This window comes from Pedobacter sp. MR2016-24, assembly GCF_026239655.1.
Classification (GTDB): Bacteria; Bacteroidota; Bacteroidia; order Sphingobacteriales; family Sphingobacteriaceae; genus Pedobacter.
This window is the reverse complement of sequence record NZ_JAPIVO010000001.1, coordinates 801176-823046: the sequence shown is the minus strand read 5'-3', so window position 1 is coordinate 823046 and position 21871 is coordinate 801176. Positions and strand designations below refer to the sequence as shown.

Here is a 21871-nt window from a genome sequence, read left to right as displayed (position 1 = left end):
ATATCTTATTTATTTCTTTTCAATTTCAATTAAACCATCTCCTTTTATTGTGAAAACAACCAGGTTACCGTAAGCCGTTCCCGCCGCCGTAGTGGCATAAGCTTTTAAGTAATATTTTGTTCCTGCAACCAGATTCGTCAAAGCAGCTGTTGCTGAACTACCATTCAGTACTGCTGTAGTTTTACTATCAGTTATTGTTGGATTACCACTAGTGGTCCAGCATAACCCCACAGCTGTAACTGCAGATCCGCCTGTGTTCACTACTTCAACTCCCGCAGTAACTCCGGTAGCCATATTTCCAGAAACAGGAATTGTTTTCAACACTGCTCTCTTCAACTGCCCGTAGCCATACCATGCACTTAGTTTAAAAGGCGCAGTTTTACCCGGCAGGTGACTCTTCCCGTTTAGCAATGAGATAGAAAAAGGTAAAGCTCTTTCAGCGCTTGTCATCTCTCCAAGACCCACCATATAATCTGCAATAGTCCGCATGCTGATTGGGCCGGTTGGCGGAAGCGGAGCTATTTGCCAATCTGCGTATAAAGTGATATCCTCCGTTACGGGCGAATCAAAATTATAAGCAGTCTCCATCGTCTCGTCACTAAACCACGCATAAAACACTACACCATCTTTAGTGGTTACTGCGGGAGTAATAGTAGTACCGTCTTCTACCTCCATAGGAGCAATTGCTGTCCCGCCTTTAGTATCCCATGTAACCGTATGGAAATTGCTTTTCAATGTCAACAGGCCAGGCACGAAGTCAAAATCATAATTTATCGCGTCCAGGTCTCCCGCTTCCACCAATACCTGGTAAAGACCAGCTATGCTGGACATAGTTGCCGTTGTACTTAATGCAGGTGTGCCGGATAATCCGCCGTCTGCTCTTAGCAAACTGTCCGTCTCTTCATATTTAAAGCCGCTGATCTGGTAAGTTAGCGGCGGATTTTCTACTCCTGTATAACGAAGCAGGCTATCTCCGGAAACTAACAGTAATGCTTTTTCAATAGTAAAGCGCTGTAATGCTTCTGCCTGCTCTATCGAAGCATTGCCCAACTGAACAGCCTTGATCGTTACTTCTCCCGCACCCCTGATCGTTGCCATATCGGCAGCAATATCTACCGCACCTGTTACCAATACAAAATTAACCGGCAATCCTGAAGACGCCGTTGCCACCAGCCTGAATGGCGCATCTCCATACACCTTATCAGCTATCATCTCGAAGGTAATGGTCTGCGTTACCTTCTCTATCGTCATGTTTATCAGCGCTGTTTGTAAGTTAGTGTTGAGCACATTTGGCGGTAGTGTCAATGTTCCGGTTAAGTCCAGCGTTCCAACCGGTGCAGTAGTATATGCTACCTCATCCCAAACTACAGGAACCAGTTCTTTTGAGCCATCATTAAAAGTAACCAGAATCGTCGCAGGTAAATTTAAACCTCCTAAAGGCGCACCATAACTCACCCTTACAGGCGGTATAGAGTCGACCGATTCCACATCTTTATACAAGGTTATTTTCACGATTCCCGGTAAGTGCAACGTATTGGTCACCTCATCGGTTAACTGAATTTCTCCGCTCAGTGTTTGCTGAGTAAACACATCACTTTTATAATCTGCATCACTCCATGATACAGGTAACATCTCCGAAGTCTTGTCGTCATAAGTTACTTTAACAGTTGATGGCAATTCAAGCTCATTAAATTGTTTACCATATACATCCGTTAACGACACCGCTTGTTCCACGCTGATCACATTTTTCCTGTCGATGATCACTTCCGCTTTTATTTTAACATCATCAGGATTAGCTGCGCCCGCAGCAGGAATCAGTAAACCCGTAAAATTATAGGTTCCTGGAAGATTGCCATTAAATAGTGCAGACTCCCAGCTTACACCAGCAGTACCTTCAGTCAGATCAGTATAGATTACCTTTACTTGAGTACCTAAAGCAGTTAATACCTGTGCCATCGTTTTACCAATTGGCAAATGAAGCGGACCTGCGAATACTGCTGAATCAATATTCAACAATTTAGGCAGTACTGTTACTTTTATAGAAGCTTCCTTATTGTCTTTATTTTGTTCAGCCGGATCAGTTACCAATGTTCCCTGCAATGTATAATCTCCGGGAATCAGACCATTAAAATTACCTGTATTCCAATTTACCGGCACCAGCTCCTCAGCATTGTTATTATAAGTCACATTCACCAGGACAGGTAAAGTAAGGTCATCATATAAGGTACCGAAAGGAACTACCAGGTCAGGAACAACTGCTACGGACACCACATATTTTTCCTGCACCATAACATCTGCTACAGCTTTGATTTCTTCAGGATTTACTGTATTCACAGGCATAGCTACCATTCCGTAGAACACATAATTTCCTGCTTCGAGGGAATCATAGTCGAGCGACTTCCATTCAGTAACGGTCAGCGCTTCAGTAGAACCATCATCAAATAAACCTGTCACTGTTGCCGGCAGATTGACCATCGCCAGTTCGGTTCCATAAGCCACAGAGAGAGAATCCCTGGATATGGAAACCAGCGTCCTGATTTTTTCTGCTACCGTCACTTTAATTACCGGTTGCAATCCTTTAGGGTTATCAATATCCTCGGGAATAACCAATGTGCCCTGCAAAGTATAAACACCAGGAAGGTTGCCGTCGTAATCTCCTTTAGTCCAGTTTACAGCTAAAAGCTCTTCCGAAAGATCGTTATAAATTGCCCTTACTGATTCAGGCAGCGTGAGTGATTCAAATGCAGTTCCATAAGCCACAGTCATATCAGCTGCAGGTGTTAAGGTTTCAATCGATCTCTTACCCACAACAACCAAAACTTTAGGGGTAATATTTTCCGGATTCTGAATCCCGTCCGGTGGTGATACAACACCTTCAAACAGATAAGTACCAGCCTCAGTACCATCGTAGCTATCGGCGACGATACCATCGTAACTTTCTACTTCAAAAGAGTTCAGCAGAACCGGCAAATCAGTCATTGTACCTTCATCCAGTGTCGCTTTACTCACCACAGGAAATAGTATATCAGCTAATGCCTTACCATACCCCACAAGAATCGTATCCGTCTTTAAGGTAACAACCAGCTTAGGCCGTGCTGCAACATTCACCTCCATCTGCGGGATAACTAGGTTTGGATTCTGGATATCATCTGTCAGGTTAAACGTACCTTTAATCAGGTATTTCCCTTGCAGACTGCCATTGAAGTTTGTCAGGTCCCAGGTAACGCCAAGCTCCTGATTTCCTCCGTCTGCAAAAATAGTGTTTACCGTTTCTGGTAAAATCAGATCCGCCGTCGCAGTACCATATGCTACGTTTACGACCGGAACAGGGGTATAAGTTTGAATCATATGTACACCCACCGTAGCCTTCAGTTCTACGTGAACACTATCAGGATTAACTACATTGTTCATCAATTCTAGCGTACCGGCAATCAGATAGCTGCCCGATACCATACCATCATAATCTCCTTCTTTCCAGATGACATTTAACTGCCCGGTAGTTCCATTGTCATACGTAACCAAAGCCGTTTTTGGGAATAACAGCACAGCATCTTTGAATGAAGTTCCATAAGGGATACTCAGAGAATCCACTACCGCAGAAACTACAGTTAAGGGTTTCGGACCTACATTAACAGTTACCGTTGCAAATAAGCTGTCCGGGTTACCAATCAATTCACTATTTGCGATCGTACCTTTAAATATATAACTACCTTCCTGCAAAGGATTATAAGTTTCAGATGCCCATATGACTCCTTCTGTCCCGGCAGTATTGTCATTATAGGTTACATTCACGTTCTCCGGTAAATCTATTTCATCCGCAACGGTACCATAAGGAACATTGATCACTCCTGGATGCTGTACCGTTTTGATCGACTTTAATCCTAGGCTAACCGTAATATCAACAGTTAATGCATCTTTATTGATCACGCCATCTATCAGCGTAAAATCACCAGTAAAGGTATAATCACCTGTAACCGCTGCATCGTAACCTTCCGTATCCCACACTACAGCAAGATTGCCCGTTGTGCCATCATCGTATGTTACCTGAACAGGCAGCTTTAATTCCTGAACAGCGGTGAGTAAGGTTCCATAACCAACATGTACTGTATCCAGAACTGCTACAGAAACGATATTTTTTGGTTTAGGCAATACCGTTAAAACGATGGCGGCCTGTTTACCAGATGTATTGTCAATACTTTCATCGTGCAAAAGAATACCGGAAAGCGGATAATTGCCACTAACTTTCTGATTATACGTGCCTGGTTTCCATTCCACACCCACTGTATCTGTAGTTGTATCATCAAACACTACCCTTACCTGCTGTGGCAGCAACACATCGTCAAAGTCAGTATCATAAGCTGTGTTTACCCCTGTTAATGGATTTACAGAGACAATATTTTTACGGATGATAATTTTATTAGCAGCATATAAAGAGCTGGTATTCGATACCAGCGGATTCAGCTGAAATATTCCTTTAAGATCATATTCAGCGCCCTTATCAGCTACATAAGGCGTCTTGTCCCAATCTACATTTAAAAATCCTGTCGTCTGATCATGATACGTAACCCGAACCTTTGCCGGTAAGGGCAATACGTTTGCGGCAGTATGCAGTGGCACCGTTACATCAGCCAGCTCTTCTACAGCAATGATATGCTGTTGCGCATAGATATCCAGGTTAGCTTCAAAGCCCACAGGGTTTGCATGTTCTTCTTTAAGCAATATCTCCGCATAAACCCTGTAAATACCCGCTTTCAAATCGTAAGTTCCAACTCGCCATACCAGATTAAGCAGATCCGTTGTCCCTGTATCGTAAGTAACTTTTACTTGTTTAGGCAGTATGGGCTGTACTTCATTGAAAGGAGTGCCCGATAAAACATAAACCGGAGGAAGCTGCTCGATAGAAACAATGTATGGATACACCGGGTCCACTACCGCCACCTTAGCTGTTGCCAGTAAATTATTCTTGTTCACCGCAGGTGAAGGAACAGTCAGCACACCCGTCAGCGTATAGATACCTTCTACCGTTCCATTATAGTTACCAGCCTGCCAGGTTACCGGATATCTTTTATGCGTTTTATCACTCATTACCACTTCAACTGTGGTAACCAGGTTCAGTTCTTCAAATGGCGTTCCGGTATCTTTTTTCACAGGAACCGGATAAGGAGTTAACACTTCTACGATGTAAGCCTCTTTGGCCAGCACCCTCATTTTCACTTTCAGTGAACCACAAACGTCTGTTCCATTTACGGCCAGCGTAAATTCATACAAGCCAGCAACACTTGCTTCACCGGTAATTTTACCAGTTGAGGTGATCGACAAACCGTCAGGCAATAATCCCTGGCTCACGGTATATGTATATGCGCCACTTTCTGCCAGCGTAATCTGGTGTGTATAAGGGCTCCATTGATCTGCATCCGGTAATGTCTGTTCAGCATTCTCCAGGTAAACTCCCTGAAATTCATAGGCACCTATATCTACCGTGGTATGTTTGATCCTTTCCCCACCAGCCACATCCTGCGTGATACTGGTTACTTTTGAATTATCACCCATATTGATCGAAGGAGAGCAGGAAGCCAGGGAAAGATCATCCGCTGCCGCATTCTTAAACTGGGGATCTTTGGTCAGGATTTGTACTCCGGTCACATAACCGTTCTCTATAGTACTATTGCTTACTGTTATACCTGCCGGGAACTGATCAGCGATAGTATTGCCTCGTCGGTTTCCCCAAAAAATACTATTGGCAATGCCCACAGTACCAGAATACCTGTACACCGCACCGCCATACCTGGTTGTTAATGAAGTATTCGCATAACCGATACTATTATTGCTGAAAGAGGAGTTGATGATATCAGTAGCCGCTGTATAAGAATAAATAGCACCACCTAAATACCCAGCAGTGCTCGTTACCTTATTACGGCTAAATACCGCATTGTATAGGGTAAGGGCTCCGGATTGTTTATAGATGGCACCGCCCGACTGGCCGGCACTATTTCCTAAAAAAGTTGCGCCTTTAATGACAACATTTCCTCCGATCGTATAAAATGCCCCCCCTTGTCCGGTAGTAGTATTGCCCGTAAATGATACATTATTTAAAGTAATATCGTTTGTCCTGTTATGCAAACCGCCGCCTTGCTGCGCCTTGTTATTAATGAACTTTATGTTGGTAAACTTTGAAGCCCCCAGGTTACTCAAACCTCCACCCGCTACCGAAACTGTATTGTTCTCTAAGGTAATGTTAGTAAATTCTGAGGCTGTATTACTATAGATACCACCACCATAATAGTAGGCCGTATTGTCTTTCACCCATAGATTTCTGAAGATAATACTACCCTGATAGTTCATGATACCCCCACCACAGAATTCATAGGAAGAAGATGAAGTACGGGTGCGTCCTCCCATAATGGTGAAACCGTCCAGCACTGTAGCTTTAGTCAATGCCAACCTGTTATAAACCACATGGTAACTTTTATTTCCACCATTCAGAATCGTTTCATTTGCACCCTGAAATGCTGTGGTATCTCTTTCAGAAAGATCGTTCTCTGTAGCAGCAAAACCACCGTAAATCTTCACTCCTTCTTTCAAAATAAAGGAAGAGCTTACCAGTGACCCCGGACTATAATTACCTTTCGCGACCCAGATGGTGTCCCCTGCCAGTGCAGAGGTAATCCCTTTTTGTAAATCCAGGAAACCATTTTCCCAGTTTGAACTGTTGTTCATTCCGGCAGTTGCTGCCTGGTTCACATAAATCCTCACTCTTCCCGTGCCCAGTACAACGTTAACGGTATATAAGCGGTTTCCACATAGGTTTCCATCGCTTGCATTCACATTAAAAGTATAGGTACCTGCATTGATCGGTCTCCCTTTGATTTGTCCCGATGATGTTAACAGTAAACCATCAGGCAGTTTGCCGTAACTTACCGTATAAGTATAATTACCTGCACCGCCACCGGCAGTCAGCTGTTGCTCATAGATCACACCCCTTGCCCCTTCAGGTAAAGTAGCAGGAGTAATTATAATTCTATTCTTTTGGTTCTCGTAGGCACCAAGATCTACTGTCTCTGCCTTAATCCTTGCATTATTCAAAATATCTTTTGATATGCCTGAAGAAAAAGTATTGTCTCCCATATTAATGGCAGGTGAACAATCCGACAATGAAAGATCATCCTCCGTTGCAAGATTAAACAAAGGGTCTTTATCCACTATCACCGTACCATTTACATAACCTCCTTCAACCAAGGTATTCACTGCCTTAACTGTTGAATTCATCTGATCCGGCACGCTATTTCCCCGGGTATTATTCCATAAAATGCTGTTCTGCAGATTTAATGTCCCGGCATTTTTACTGATACCCGCACCGTATTTTGCAGCCGTTCCATTTACATAAGAAACCGTGTTTTTATACGCAGTGATATTTGCCATCGTTACCGTACCGGTATACTGGTAATAAGCCGCGCCGAAATACCCGCCCGTACTGGTGATCCTGTTGCGGGTAAATATAGTATTCGTAACCGTTAGTGCTGAATTATACTGATATATACCAGCACCATGCGTAAGGGAAATATTCCCTATAAATGAAGCATTGTTCAACAGCACTTTTCCGACATAACTATTCAAACCGCCGCCATTTGCCGTAGCCACATTTTCTCTGAACAGGATATTGTTCATCGTGACACCAGTACCTGAAGTAAACATACCCCCACCCGTTGAAGCCTTATTACCGATAAATTCAATATTGTTCAGCGTTGCCAGTCCATTGTTAAATAATCCGCCTCCCTGCTGGTAAGAACCACTTAATACCGTATTGTTTTCAAAAGTGATATTACTTAAAACAGCAGCACCCGAATTGAACATCCCCCCACCATAGGAGGTCGCACTATTACCTTTAATCCAAAGGTTTCTAAATATAGCAGCTCCTTTACCGGCGTTGTAAATCCCCCCGCCACTATAAATTTCATTTCCATTTCCACCTGTTGTACCTGCCTTACCGCCCGTAATCGTAAAGCCATCCAATACTGCCGCATTGGTCAGCACAAGGTTATTATACACCACATGCCTGCTGATTTGTTTACCATCAAGAATGGTCTCGTTAACGGTTCTTATACCTGAAGAATCTCTTTCTGTTAATGTCTTTTCTGTAGCTGCAAAACCCCCGTAAATCTTTACGCCTTCGATCAATTTATAAGTCGAGGTAACCAGTGTACCCGGACTGTAACTTCCTTTAGCTACCCAAATCTCATCCCCTGCCAGAGCAACCTTTAATGCGCTCTGAAGATCAAGATATCCGTTTGCCCAGTTACTTCCATTATCAGCACCCGAAACCGCAGCCTGATTGACATGCATCCTCACTACCCCGGTACCCGCAACGATATCGATACTATAAATGGCGTTACCACATAATATTCCATCACTTACATTAACTGTAAAGGTAAACTTGCCTATCACGAAGGGGTTGCCGGTAAGCAGACCTGACGGCGTCATTGATAAACCATCCGGTAATTTACCAGAGATGACCTGAAAAACAGGAGTACCACTGCTGCCTGCTACAGTTAATTGCTGTGTGTACAATTCCCCACGTGTACCTGCTGGCAATAGCGATGGATTTAAAACAAGTACTTCATTCTGATACTCAAAAGCACCCATGTCAACCTGCACCGATTTTTTGCGCCCATTTCCAATAAAATCAAGCGGAGCAGCTGTCGCCAGAAGATTATCCCCTGTGTTGATTGCAGGTGAACATCCTGTCAATGCAAGATCATCTGTTTCAGCATTCACAAATGCAGGATCCTTATCTATAATCTTCACTCCTGTACTAAAAGCGCCCTGTACAAGTGAATTGTTCACCTTTACCGTTGCATTGAGCTGATCCGCTGTTCCGGAGTTACGTGTATTGCCCCAGAGCACACTATTATTAATGGTCACTGTTCCTGTGTACCTGAATACTGCTCCTCCATAAAATAAAGGTCCCTTATTGAAATAATTGATGCTGTTATTGCTGAAGGTATTGTGAGTGAGTGTTACCGTTCCGGAGTTAATGTAAACTGCTCCTCCATAATTAGCTGCGGTTGACGTTACCTTGTTCCTGCTAAAAATACTGTTGCTAATATTTAGTGTTCCGGCAGACCATACCGCACCGCCATTTAAAACAGCAGTATTGTTGATAAAAGATCCACGGTCAATAGTCATTCCGCCCGAAACGTAAATAGCCCCGGCACCTCCTTTGGCCATATTATCTCTGAAGCTTACCCTCGACAATACTGGTATGCCGCCGGTAATGTACATAGCAGCACCTGTAGTGGCCTCATTGCCAGTGAAAGATCCATCATTGATCGTTAATGAACCATAACCGTAAATAGCCCCTCCCTGTCCGTTAGTAATTGTGTTATTCTCAAACTTCACCTCGCTGAGTTCAGCAGGTCCGGCATTGAAAAGTCCGGCTCCGTAACCAGTATAACTCGTAGATTCAATGATCCTGTTATTCTCAAAAAAGCCACGTTTCAGGTTAAATCCTCTTGCATTATATACCCCGGCTCCCCGTGGCCCCGATCCTGTAGACCTGTTGTTCGTAAACCTGATATCTGAATAGCGGGCATCACCACTATGGTACAGACCTGCACCATAACTTCCGAGATTGTTCTTAATCCATAGATGACTAAAAACAGCTGCTCCGCCAACATTGTAAATACCACCTCCAAAAGTATTAGTGTTAGTATAGCTACTGCCATAGTTACTCAGTGAACCGCCGCCCTGAATACTAAAACCATCTAAAACTGTAGCATTGGTTAATGCTGTGGCAACCGCTGTATTATTATTATACACGACATGGTAACTGGCCACACCCGCACTACCATCCAATATCGTTTCGTTAACCGTACGGGTAAGTGTGGTATCCCGCTCTGCAACCGTAGCCTCAATCCCGGCGAAACCGCCATAGATTTTTACGCCTTCTTTTAAGATAAATGATGAAGTGGCAAGAGGTCCCGCACTATAGGTTCCCTTCGCTACCCAGATTTCATCACCTTTTGTTGCTAATGCCAGTGCTGGCTGAAGGTCAGTAAAAGCATTTGCCCAGTTACTGCCATTGTTATCACCCAGTGCTGCCTGGGCTACATATAACCTGCCTATCCCATTCGAAACAACAACTTTATACTGACGGTTGCCAATTAAACTACCATCACTCGCTTTGAGTACAAATGTATAAGTACCCACTACAGTCGGCGTGCCGCGTAACCTGCCATCTGAAGTTAAGGCAAGTCCCTTCGGTAATTCACCTGCCTCCAGCGTCCATCCAGCCAGGGCACTGCTGCCTGTAGTACTCAGCGGCACATCCATATAAATACCACGTACAATTGGCCCAAGCGTTGCCGGACTAATGATCAGGCCTGCCCCGCCGTTACTTTCATAAGCCCCCAGATCTATGATAGCATTTACAACCCTGGCCTTTCCATCCAGATCTTTATCAAATGCCTGCCAGCTGTTAATCCCCGCATCTATCGCCAATGAACCGGCTTTAATCCGAAGGTCATTACCTTCCGGGTTAACAAAAAGCGGATCCCCTATTTTAACATCTGTTCCTGTAGCATAATTATTTTCAACAATAGAGTTATCAATCACGGCGCCGGCACTGAGCTGGTCAGCGACGTTTCCGCCGCGTTTATTGCCCCATAAGATACTGTTATGAATGGTAAGCACCCCGCCAGCACGGTAGATACCGCCGCCATAACTCAGCGTCGGGCTTACTTTAGGATAAGCAATGCTGTTATTGCTGAAACTGCTATTATTTATTAATGTATTTCCACCGCCAACATAAATTGCACCACCGTAATATGCACCTGTGGAAGTGACCTTATTATTGCTGAATATGCTGTTGTCAATTCTAAGTGTACCGCTTGTCCACATCGCCGCGCCATGCTGCAGGGAAGTGTTATCTATAAAGGAAACCCTGTTCAGGATCATCCCCGAATTCACATAAATCGCTCCCCCTGTTGCGGTAGCCGCATTATTGGCAAATACCACATCGGTCATATTGGTAGAGCCGTTGGTTATTAATAATGCTCCGCCAGTAGGCGCAGTATTCCCTGTAAATGAAGATTTACTGATCGTTGTAGCAGCTCCGGAATTACTGTAAATAGCCCCGCCCTGCCCGTTGACAATGGAGTTGCTGTCGAATTTCACGCCGTTCAGTTCCAGTATACCAATACTGAATATTCCCGCTCCATAACCTGTAGTCTCAATGATCTTATTGCTATCAAATTTACCGTCGCTAAGCTTAAATCCTTTAACATTATATACCCCAGCACCACGCGCGTTACTGCCTTTCGACTGGTTATTCGTGAAGATGATATTCGTGTATTTTGCATCACCACTATGATAAAGTCCACCGCCATAAACCGCTGTATTGTTCTTAATCCACAAAAAGTTAAAAGTGGCCGTACCCAAACTGTTGTAAATACCACCTCCGTTTGTAGTGCCAGCCGCACCACCCTGGATACTGAACCCGTCCAGTACTGTAGCACTGGTCAAAGCTGCATTGTTATACACAACGTGATAACTTGCCGGCCCCTGACTTTTCCCACCTTCCAGAATAGTTTCATTGGCATTACGTACCGCAGCACTATCACGTTCAGCGATCAGGGTTTCTGTTCCTGCAAATCCTCCATATATCTTTACACCATCCTTTAATAGGAAATAGGAAGTTACAGCAGGTCCAGGACTATAAGTTCCTTTAGCAACCCAAATCTCATCACCAGCTACCGACAAACCAATTGCAGCCTGCAGATCGGTCAATGCATTAGCCCAGCTTACTCCATTGTTCGCTCCTGTCGCTGTCTGATGTACATATAATCTTGATGGCCCTGCCTGTACTGTAATAGTATATTGTTTATTTCCTTCTATCTCTCCGTCCGAAACCCCTGTTACAAAAGTATAATTCCCTGTTGCTGTTGGTACTCCCTGCAGGCGACCCGTAGCAGAAAAAGAAATACCAGGCGGTAATTTACCGTCTTTTAAAATCCAGTTTAATGGTAAGGCACTTCCCCTTGCTGTTAACTGCACATCAAAGGCAGCTCCTCTTTTTACAGGTGCAATTGAAGCGGGACTGATGAGCAGACTTCCGCTTCCATCATTCTCGTAAGCACCCAGATCTACCACACTGTTAACTACCCTGGCATTTCCTGCAAGATCGGTTTGATAAACCTGCCAGTTATTTAATCCTGCGTCAATGGCGAGCGATCCTGGTCTTAATTTTAGGTTATCATTACCTGCATCAGTAAATGCAGGATTTCCAATCTTAATACCCGTCCCCGCTGCATAATCGTTCTGTACAATAGAATTATCTACCGCAATTCCCGCATTCAGCTGATCGGCAATACCAGCACCACGTGTATTGCCCCAAAGTATACTATTGTAAACAGCTACTGTTCCTCCACCGCGGTACAATGCACCACCGTAACTTAAGGTCTTGCTGCTGTTTTCATAGATGATCGTATTATTGCTGAATGTAGTATTGATAAAGCTGATGTTTCCGGCACTTGCATATACTGCACCACCATAGTTAGCTGTCTTAGTCACGCTGTTCTGGCTAAAAATTGTATTATCAACTTTGGTTGATGCACCACCTGCCCACATCGCCCCGCCATGCTGCACAGCTGTATTTTTAATGAACGAAGCCCTGTTCACTGTCAATGCACCACCGCCAAAAATTGCACCGGCAGATAATGTCGCGCTGTTCTCTTTGAATACGATATCCGTTAAAGTCTGTGTACCATTAGCAAAGTAGATTGCACCTCCGGTGCCTGCTTTATTTGCATTAAACGAAGCTTTACTGATCTCCACCACTGCACCTGAGTAAGAGTATATTGCTCCGCCCTGACCACCAACTAATGTATTGTTATCAAATTTTACATCCTTTAATGTCAAGACACCTACGTTGAAAATACCAGCACCGTAAGCATTTGCATCTATTATCCTGTTATTTTCAAAAACACCCCCCGTAAGCTTAAAGCCCTTGATATTATAAACTGCAGCGCCACGGGCAGAACTGCCCTTTGCCTGGTTATCACTAAAAATCACATCACTATAAACAGCATCACCACTATGATAAAGTCCGCCACCAAACACGGCGACGTTATTTTTAACCCAAAGGTGGCTAAATGTTGCCGCACCGGCAGTGTTATAAATACCACCACCGTATCCCGTAGTCTGTCCACCCTGGATACTAAATCCATCGAGTACTGTAGCATTGGTTAATGCTGCACTATTATAAACCACATGCGCACTTACGGTTCCCTGACTACCATCAAGAATGGTTTGATTCAGCGTACGCACACCGGCACTGTCTCTTTCTGCAAGGATTGACTCTGTACCGGCAAAGCCACCATACATTTTTACCCCCTCTTTTAAGGTAAAAGAAGAGCTGGCCAGCGTTCCGGCACTATAAGTCCCTTTCGCTACCCAGATTTCATCACCAGCTGCTGCAAGTGATAAAGCGGGTTGCAGGTCAGTCATTGCATTAGCCCAATCGCTGCCTGTATTTTCCCCGGTGGCAGCCTGACTCACATATAACCTGGCCGCTCCGGCACTAACATTTACGGTATATTGTTTACTTCCGATAAGATTACCATCTGTTACTGCAACTACAAAAATATAAGTACCCACTGTGGTCGCTGCCCCCATAAGCTTCCCATTGCTGCTTAGCATCAGTCCACCCGGTAATTTGCCAGATTGCACTCTCCATGTTAAGTCACCCGTACCACCTGTAACCGTCATTTCTATATTAACCTTTGTGCCGCGGGTCACGGTAGCTATAGTTGCAGGTAAAACCTTTAAGCTGGCACCGCCCTGATTTTCATAAGCCCCAAGATCAATGGTTTCATTAAATACGCGCAGATTTCCTGATAAATCAGTTGAGGTGGTATTTCTGCTGTTATCACCTATATCTATAGCTGGCGAACCGCCCTTCAGCTGCAGGTTGTCAGCAGCAGCATCAGCAAACAAAGGATCACCAATAAAAACATTAGTTCCGGCAGTATAACCTCCCTGAACAATGGATTGTCGCAAGGTAATATTCGGCCCCAGCTGGTCATCTACCCCATTTGCACGCTTATTTCCCCAGAAAATAGAATTATCTACAGTAACCACTCCGCTACCACGATATAAACCTCCGCCGCCGGCAGCAGTACCACTCGAAAATGCAGTGGTGTTGTTACTGAATGTAACGTTAGTTAATGTTGCAGCTACCGTTGTAGCCATACCACCGCCGTAATATCCGGAAGTGGTTACTGCATTGCGACTGAACAAAACGTTATTCAGTATAGCTGCGCCACCATAAAGATAAAATCCTGCTCCACTAAAAGCTGAAGAGTTACCGATAAATGAAACTCTGTCCAATACAAATGCTGTACCTGAAGAAGCCATACCACCACCGTAATTTGCAGCAGTATTTTCTCTGAACACGATATCAGTCATTGTCACCGAAGCTCCTGTATTGAACATACCTGCTCCTGATATACTCGAGGTATTCTGATAAAATTCGATATGATCAAACAGGGCCTGACCGGCGTTATAAATACCGCCGCCACGCTGTGCTTTATTATTGACAATCCGCAGGTTACTGAAGATTGCCTTTACCGTTGAAATATTGTAAATACCACCACCACGCATTACATCTCCATCAGTACCTGTCAGCGAGGCCTGTCCGCCACTAACTGTAAATCCGTCCAATAATGTTGCATTTGATAAAGCAACATTATTAAAAATCACATGCCTGCTGGCTACACCCTGACTACCGTCCAGAACAGATTTATTTGACGTACCAATCAGCTTCATATCCCGCTCAGTGAGTAAGACTTCAGTTCCTGCAAAACCGCCGTAAATCTTAACGCCCTCTTTCATCGCATACGTATCAGTTACCAGCAGGCCCGGACTGTAAGTTCCTTTCGCTACCCAAACCTGGTCACCTGCTACAGCATTGGAAATAGCCACTTTCAAATCAGTAAAGCCATTCTGCCAGTTGCTGCCATTGTTTAATCCCGCTGCCGCATTTGTATTCACAAATATGATCGTAGCACCTGGGTTCACTACTAAAGTATATTGTTTGCTCCCTACCAGTTCGCCGTTTGTTACCCCCACTACAAAAGTATAGGTACCCGCAATTAATGGTCTTCCCATCAGTACACCGGCCGGTGATAAAGAAACTCCTAAAGGCAAAGCTCCCGAAGTAATGTTCCAGCTCAGATCGATATAGTCGCCATTAACCTTTAGCGGCAATTGCAGGTTAGTTCCCCGACTGACAGCATCCAGACTTACCGGAGAAACGGTCAGACTGGCTGTACCCTGATTTTCATAAGCACCCAAATCTACAATTCCATTAAACAGGCGATTGTTACCCAGCACATCTACATTAGTTGTAGTCTTCGAATTATCACCCTGGTCAATTGCCGGCGACCCACCTTTTAATCTCAGGTTGTCAATTGCTGCATTCAAAAACAGCGGATCGCCGATACCTATATTTGTACCTGTTGCATATCCATCCTGCACAATCGATTTATTGATAGTCACTACACCACTGATCTGATCTGAGATATTACCTGCACGTGTATTGCCCCAGAAAATACTGTTATTAATAGTTATCGTTCCGGCCGACCGGTACAATGCACCTCCGCCGGCAGCGGTCCTTGCAATGCTGTTATTACTAAAAGTTACATTCGTTAAAGTAGCGGTACTACTGTACATTGCTCCACCATAATAGGTACTTGCAGATGTCACTTTATTCCGGCTAAACACCACATTGTCAAGTTTTGGAACTCCCGATGAAAAAAGTGCCCCTCCATGCTGTACTGCTTCATTGGCTATAAAATATACTCTGTTAAATACCGGTGAGCCCAGATTATTTACGGCACCTCCCGTACCCGCAGCTTTATTCTCTTTAAATACTACATCAGTAAACTCACTTACACCCGGCCGGATATATATAGCTCCACCTGTTAGGCCCGAGTTACCAATAAAGGATGTACTGGTTATTTTTAAAACGGCATTATCATTATTATATATTGCTCCTCCCTGAGCCGTTGTTCCCGCCACACTGTTGTTTTTAAACAAACCATCAGAAATAGTAAGCGTACCATAGTTTAATATGGCACCACCATATGTCGCAGATGCATCTCCAACAGTATTCCCCTCGAAAGAAACCTTATTTAGGTTCACTATTGATCCTGCCAGAACATACATACCTGCTGCCCTTCCACTTGCTCCAGAGGTGGAATTATTGAAAATTCTGGTATTTGTAAATTGCGGCGAACCACCACCTATATATACTCCGGCACCAAAGAGCCCCACATTATCATTAATCCTTAAGTTATTAAATACAGGGTTTCCCAGGCTGGTATAAATACCGCCACCGTTTCCGTTGATACCTGTAGTAGTAGTCAAAGCCCTACCTCCACTGATGGTAAAACCATCCAGTAAAGTTTCATTGCTTACCGCCGTAACGTTATACACCACATGGTAATTACCTGCGCCCTGGTTACCAGTCAGGACAGCACTGTTTAACGTATGAATTTTGCTGGTATCACGGCCAGCCAGGCTTTCCTCATTACCGGCAAAACCACCATATATCTTCACACCGCTTTTCAGTTTAAAGTTGTCTGATACCAGGGCACCCGGACTATATGATCCTTTCGCCACCCAGATCTCGTCTCCCGATATCGCCTGGTCAAGCGCAGCCTGAAGATCAGTATGCGCATTTGCCCAGCTGGTTCCATTTTTAGCTCCGTTCGTTGCTGCTGCACTTGCAAAAATACGTTCGTTAACTGTATTCACATTTACGGTAAACTGTTTTGCGCCCAAAAACTGACCATCAGTAGCCGACACCACAAAAGTATAAGTGCCGGTAGTCATTAATCTGCCGGTCAGCAATCCCGAGTTACTAAAGGTCATACCCGGAGGTAAATCACCAGAAGAAATATTCCAGGTCAGGTTCTGAGTACCACCCGTTGCAGTGAACTGCTGTGTAAAAACTGTCCCACGATCTTGTACTACCAGTGTTTTTGGAGATATGTTCAGGCTTTCTCCACCCTGATTCTCATATGCTCCCATATCCACCACATCATTAACCAGACGCGGCTTCAGATCTAAATCAAGCGTAGTGCGGGAGGCAGCGTTTTCACCACCGTCCATTGCAGATGAACCACCTTTGATCTGTAATTTATCAGTAGTCGCATCAGTAAATAAAGGGTCCCCTATTCTGATATTAGTACCCGTACTAAAACCATCCTGAACTACACTGTTAAAAACAGTCGCCATACCACCAATCTGATCAGCCACATCTCCACCTCTCTTGTTGCCCCAGAAAATACTGTTATAGATTGTTGCCGTTCCCCCTGCACGGAAAAATCCCGCACCAGTAGCAGCAGTTATATAAGCTGTTTTATTATTGCTGAAAGTAGTATTGGTTAAATTGGCATTACCAGAAGCCAGGTAAAAACCGGCACCGTAGCCATTTGTGTTTGCTGTTGTTACTTCATTACGACTGAAAATAACATTATCCAGTTTTGAGGTATTAGTTATATTATAGATACCGCCACCATGCGTCCGCGAGATATTGGCAATAAAAGATGCACGATCCAGGGTCAGTGTACCGGAATTATAAATTCCGGCTCCGGTAATTGTCGATGTGTTATTTTTAAAAACCAGATCTTCTCCTGTAAGAGTTGATGAATTCCAGATTCCTCCCCCGGAGCCCGTAACTGTGTTCGCATCAAATAATGCCTTTTTTATAGTGATGGCGACCCTGCTATTTAAACCGCCACCGGATACTGTTGAAATATTTCTTAAAAAAGTAACATTGTTGATGGTATGGGCAGAAGTAACAGCAGTCATTCCTCCACCTAAAGGCGCTTCATTTTCTACAAAAGTTAAATTGCTGAGCGTAGCTGATCCATTATTGCTATACAAACCACCACCGGCAGCGCTACCATCTCCTTTTGCCGAGTTCTGCTCAAAACGGATATTTTCCAGTGTTGCAGGCGCATTGTTATACATACCCCCACCCCAGTAATAAGCTTTGTTATTCTTAATCCACAAGTTTTTGAATACCGCCGAACCAAGGTTATTGTAAATACCACCCGCACTGTAAGGAATTCCGCTATTAGATCCGGTTGCAGATCTTCCATTAGCAATACTAAATCCATCTATAACTGTGGCATTAGTCAATGCGACAGCATTATAAACTACGTGGTTATTGATGTTTCCACCATCCAGTATTGTTTCATTAACAGAGAAAAGTCCATTGCTATCTGCTATACGTTGCGTTAGCGCTGTTTCCGTACCTGCAAAACCGCCATACCATTTTACACCTTCTTTCATAGTAAAAGTTAGTGCAGCTGTGGTACCCGGGCTGTAACTTCCTTTTGCTACCCATATTTCATCACCTGCCACAACCACTTTCAGTGGTTCCGTAAAATCAGTAAACGCATTTGCCCAGGTACTGCCATCTTTATTGCCCGTTGTTAATCCCTGCCTCACGTAAAATCTTACAGGTGCCTGAACTGGGGTGATGGTATATTGGTTTGTTCCCAGCATTACCCCGTCAGTAGCTGAAATAGCAAAGGTATATCCCCCGGCCTGCACAGTGGTAGGCACACCGGTGATTCTTCCATCTGCAGTAAGCGAAAGTCCCGGAGGAAGAGTTCCCGAAACGATATTCCAGGTGTAAGGTGCCGTCCCTCTGGTCGCAATCAGTTGAATATTAACTGCAATTCCACGTGTGATCACTCCTAAAGTTGAGGGTGTAATTTTGATTGAGCCTTCACCCTGATCTTCATATGCACCATGGTCTACCTTGTCGTTATAAATCCTTTGGTTTCCTGCAATATCTAAAGTTGTCCCTACCGCAACATTATATCCTTTGTCTACCGAAAGGGATCCGCCTTTCAACATCAGACTATCAATTCCGGCATCTTTGAACAATGGATCTGCTACCAGGATATTTGTTCCTGTGGCAAACCCATCCTGCACTGTACTATAAGTCACATTCGCCGTAACAGCATTAATCTGATCTAATACACCATTTGCACGACTATTATTCCAGAAAATACTATTGCTTACAGCCAGCGAAACTGTGCTAAACAAACCACCACCAGAATTGATCGCATTTCTGGTAACCGTGTTATTGCTGAAAGTTGCATTGGTCAGGCTTGATCCGTTAACATTTGAATACATACCGCCTCCATAAGAACCAGTACCGGTTACGCTATTACGGCTAAATACCATATTGCTCAGCGTGTTTACTCCGGTCGTAAAAAAACCACCGCCATTTGCACCTGAAATATTTGCGATGAAAGAGACGCGATCCATATTCAGGGCTACAGTGTTAGATAATCCACCTCCCGTAGATGTAGCTGAATTATTCCTGAAAACCGTTCTGTTAATCGTAGCTGGCGAAAGATTGGACATCCCTCCACCTAAGCCAGCACTGGCTACATTACCCTGAAAAACAGCGTCGTTCATTAGAAAACCTGAGCTATTATTATACAGTCCGCCTCCTGTAGATGTGGCGTTGTTACTATCAAATAGTGCATCGTTCAGCACTACACCGGTACCAGTAATAAGGAACATCCCGCCACCAATAGCAGCCTGATTTCCTCTGAATGTAAGGTCAGTCATGCTTAGACTATTACCGGCATTATATAATCCACCGCCATATTTACTGCTTACATTAGCGACATTTCCTTCAAACAAGACGTTTTCTATACTAACGTTATTCGCCACATTATACATACCGGCACCCAAACCGCCTGAATTTCTTCGCACCACCAGATTCCTGTATATACCGCTCGCAGCCGGGGCAAGAACATAGATCCCACCCCCTTGTAAATCTGTGCCGGATCCTACCCCATCCTGAATCGTAAATCCGTCTATCAAAGTATTTGCTGATGTTACTAACTTATTCGCAATGACGTGTTTGCTGATCCCATTTCCAGTTAGTATTGATTCATTGATGGTCAGTCTTTTGTTAACATCCAGTGCACGCTGTGTCAGTAAAGTCTCCGTTCCGGCAAAACCACCGTACAACTTAACTCCGGATACCAATGTAAATGAAGAATCAACCGAATTTGCAGTGTAATACGCTCCTTTTGACACCCAGATCTCATCACCTGAAACTGCAACATCCAATGCAGTCTGCAATCTTATAAAACCATTACTAAAATCAGTTCCGCTATTATTTCCTGTCGCATTGGCATTGACATATAATCGGGTTACGCCAGCACTTGGTGTAAGTACATATTGGCGGCTGGCCGAAACGGTGCCCTGAGTAGCCCTCACCACAAACACAGCTGTTTCCGCTACTGCGGGAGTTCCGCTTAAAACGCCGGTTTGTTTATTTAGCGTCAAACCTAACGGAATTGATCCGTAAGTCTTCTCCCAGGTAACTGCAGCACCTGTACCCCCTGCCATAACCAGCTGTACACTGTAGGGCACCCCACGTTTTGGAATAGCAAATGTTTTAGGCATTACTGCGATACTCCCTGCTTCACCCGTAGGATGCTCGTAAGCTCCCATATCTACCGCTGCATTGACAATACGTTTATTCCCAGCCATATCGAAAGAGGTTCCAACCTGGACATTTCTACCCACATCAATCCCCAGCGATCCGGCTTTTAGCCTCAGATCATTAATACCTGCATTTTCGAAAGCAGGATCTCCAATAATGATGTTTGTTCCATTGACATATCCTCCCTCAACGATATCGTAATCCATGCCTATCTTAACCGCACCTACCTGATCTGGCATATCCCAGCCTCTCCTGTTGCCCCACAGAATACTATTGTACAAATTTACCGTGGTAACTGCTGAATACAATCCCGCTCCATAACTTAATGCGTTATCGATGGCATAAGCAATGGTATTATTGCTGAAAGTGGTGTTATAGATGTTTACCGTGCCACTTACCACATACATTCCACCTCCAAGATATGATGAACTCACTCCGGTTACGCTATTTCTGCTAAATACGGTATTATTCAGCGTGACTACTCCGGTAGAATAATATCCGCCACCACTTCTTACTGACGTGTTCTCAATAAAGGAAACCCGGTCTAACGTCATAGCGACCGTAGAAAACAATCCGCCACCATTTATTGAGGCATTATTTGTTTTAAAACTAATATTTGAAACCTGAGGATTTGCAGCGATATTATACATTCCTCCTCCATAAGCTGCTCCACTGTTATTGTTAATCGATATTTGCTGGAAAGTCGCCACTCCTGCATTATATATTCCACCGCCGTTTCCAGCTCTGGACATGGTATTATTTTCAACCACCATATTCCTGAAAATTCCGGTTCCTGTATTATAGACACCCGCACCTGATGTGGCTGCATAATTATTTTTAATCCATAAATTCTGAAAAGTCCCGGTATTGGTAACATACAAGCCTCCGCCATAGTAATTAGCGCTTAAGGTTACAGCATTATCCAGCGTATTACCTCCCTGTATAGTGAAACCGTCTATAAAGGTATTTGCAACAGCACTATAGACAACGTGGTAATTATTATATCCCCCATCAAGCTGCGTTTCATTCACAGTATATAGTCCCGTAGCACCAATAACACGCCCTGTTACTGCAGTTTCGGTACCACTAAATCCACCATACAGCTGAACTCCGGTCTTAAGTGTAAAGAAATCGGTCCGTAATCCACCGGGAGAATAGGCACCCTTAGCTACCCAGATTTCATCACCGGAAACAGATTTTGTCAATGCTGCTGTTAATGTTGTGAAAGCATTTGCCCAACTTGTACCTGTGCCATTTCCTGCAGCCTGATAATTTACATAATATCTGACAGCGTAACTATTAGTAGAAAAAAGCAAAATAAAG

The 21871-nt window shown here is 44.0% G+C and carries 1 protein-coding gene; it reads right to left on the bottom strand.

Annotation, left to right across the window (positions count from 1 at the left end):
* Positions 1–9 precede the first annotated feature (9 nt).
* Positions 10–21864 (bottom strand): Ig-like domain-containing protein, encoded by a 21855-nt coding sequence (locus OQX62_RS03670; protein WP_265830044.1) that lies wholly within the window; start codon positions 21862–21864, stop codon positions 10–12.
* Between the last annotated feature and the right edge of the window lie 7 nt (positions 21865–21871).